The organism is Desulfovibrio sp. 1188_IL3213 (assembly GCF_036763145.1).
Taxonomy (GTDB): domain Bacteria; phylum Desulfobacterota; class Desulfovibrionia; order Desulfovibrionales; family Desulfovibrionaceae; genus Desulfovibrio.
Window position 1 is genome coordinate 1 of the sequence record NZ_JBAIYR010000502.1, and the last position, 1,508, is coordinate 1,508.

Sequence of the window (1,508 nt, forward strand, 5' to 3'; positions counted from 1 at the left end):
GCACACAACACCCGACCCCGGCAGGCTCCAGAGGCAGCAGCGGGCGTCGCCAGCGGCCGCAGCCCCAACTGGCAGGATTTTTATGATTTCTGCGTGGCGGAACAGGCGGCTTCGCGCTCCGTTCCGGCTCCGTACGTACTGCGCGGCATAGGTGTGGACTGGCAGGGCGCCACGTTGCGTTTACAGCCCAGAACAGAAACACAGCTCCACCAGCTTGAAAAACAGGCCAATGCCCTGTATGCCGCACTGGCCGCCTACGGTGCGCCGGAAACGCAGGTGGAAATCATCGCCCCCAGACCCCATCGGCCTGAGGCGGATCTTATTGCCGAATTCAGCCGCAAGGAAGAATTGCAGCCGTGCTTTGAGGTGCTGAAAGCCTCGCTCAAAGGCTGCCGCCCCATAGAGTAGCGGCCTGCCCGGAAACGGGCTACCGGCTGGGCGTGGTCCCGGCCTTGGCCACGCGCGGCATGGCCGGAAACTCCGGCACGGCTGAAAACACTTGCGGGAAAGGCCGTTTTCAGGGATATTTCGCCGCCGCGTCATGCGGCACATGCCTTTGGGAGGGCAGCCGTGACTGCCTTAGAGCAGATTAACTTTGAGAATGTACATTCTCAAAGTTTAAGACACGCTCGCTTCAATGCTTAACCGCGCAAGTAAATTGCGCTTGCATCTTTGCGGCGGGCGACTGCTCACGCAGCCGCCAGAGCAATTTCAAAGTGAAATTGCTCTAAGCGAATTCTGTTCCTGTAACAATCTGGACTGCCCGTTGCACCCGACCAGGCACGACAAAGGGTGCGCGCCGTGCATACAGAAAAATCTCAGGCTCAAAGAAATTCCCAACTGTTTTTTTGATTTGCTGGAAGGGGCGGAGTCAAGGACAGGGGATTCCTTTGAACACTTCGCAAAACAGGTTCTTGGTTCAGGAACCGCCCACCCCTGAACGCGGATCGTGCGAGGCGACAAAACGCCGGACAAGAACGCCCGCGCAACGGCCCGGCAACGGAAGACAAAAGTCTTTCATCCTGATGCAACAATTTGAAGATTCAAGGAGAAACATATGCGCAACATGAATGACATCCTGCGCCAGGCTCAGGTCATGCAGAACAAGATCGCCAAGCTCCAGCAGGAAATGGGCGAACACAGCTACGAGGCTGCCAGCGGCGGCGGCATGGTCAAGGCCGAAGTTTCCGGCAAGCAGGAACTGCGCAAGCTCACCATTGATCCCAAGGCGCTGGAAGGCGGCGACGTGGAAATGCTGCAGGACCTCATCCTGGCTGCCGTCAATGAGGCGGGCCGCATCGCCCGTGAAACCATGGACCGCGAAATGAGCAACATTTCCGGCGGAATCAAGCTGCCCGGCCTCTTCTAGTTTCATGAACAAACGCATTCCCGAACCGCTCAAGGCCCTGGTGGAGCAGCTTGCGCGCCTGCCGGGCCTTGGCCCCAAATCCGCCATGCGGGCGGCCATGGCCCTGCTCAAATGGCCGGAAGCCGAAACCCGCCGTCTG

2 protein-coding genes and 2 pseudogenes are annotated in these 1,508 nt (G+C 58.8%); all 4 read left to right on the forward strand.

The window, feature by feature from the left end:
- Nucleotides 1-408 (forward strand): annotated as a pseudogene (locus tag V6C16_RS13040) (DNA polymerase III subunit gamma/tau); the annotation flags it as partial.
- A gap of 229 nt (nt 409-637) precedes the next feature.
- Nucleotides 638-940, forward strand: coding sequence for a DUF6485 family protein (locus V6C16_RS13045; protein ID WP_333535336.1), 303 nt, complete (start codon nt 638-640; stop codon nt 938-940).
- Between the two features lie 117 nt (nt 941-1,057).
- The gene (locus tag V6C16_RS13050) at nt 1,058-1,369 is read left to right on the forward strand and encodes a YbaB/EbfC family nucleoid-associated protein (protein ID WP_333535335.1); all 312 of its coding nucleotides are present in this window, start codon (nt 1,058-1,060) and stop codon (nt 1,367-1,369) included.
- Between the two features lie 4 nt (nt 1,370-1,373).
- Nucleotides 1,374-1,508: pseudogene (locus tag V6C16_RS13055) on the forward strand (recombination mediator RecR); the annotation flags it as partial.

Bases quoted from the DNA above. Each gene is read 5' to 3' on its own strand.
- V6C16_RS13045 (WP_333535336.1), top strand. From the start codon at position 638: ATGCTTAACCGCGCAAGTAAATTGCGCTTGCATCTTTGCGGCGGGCGA.
- V6C16_RS13050 (WP_333535335.1), top strand. From the start codon at position 1,058: ATGCGCAACATGAATGACATCCTGCGCCAGGCTCAGGTCATGCAGAAC.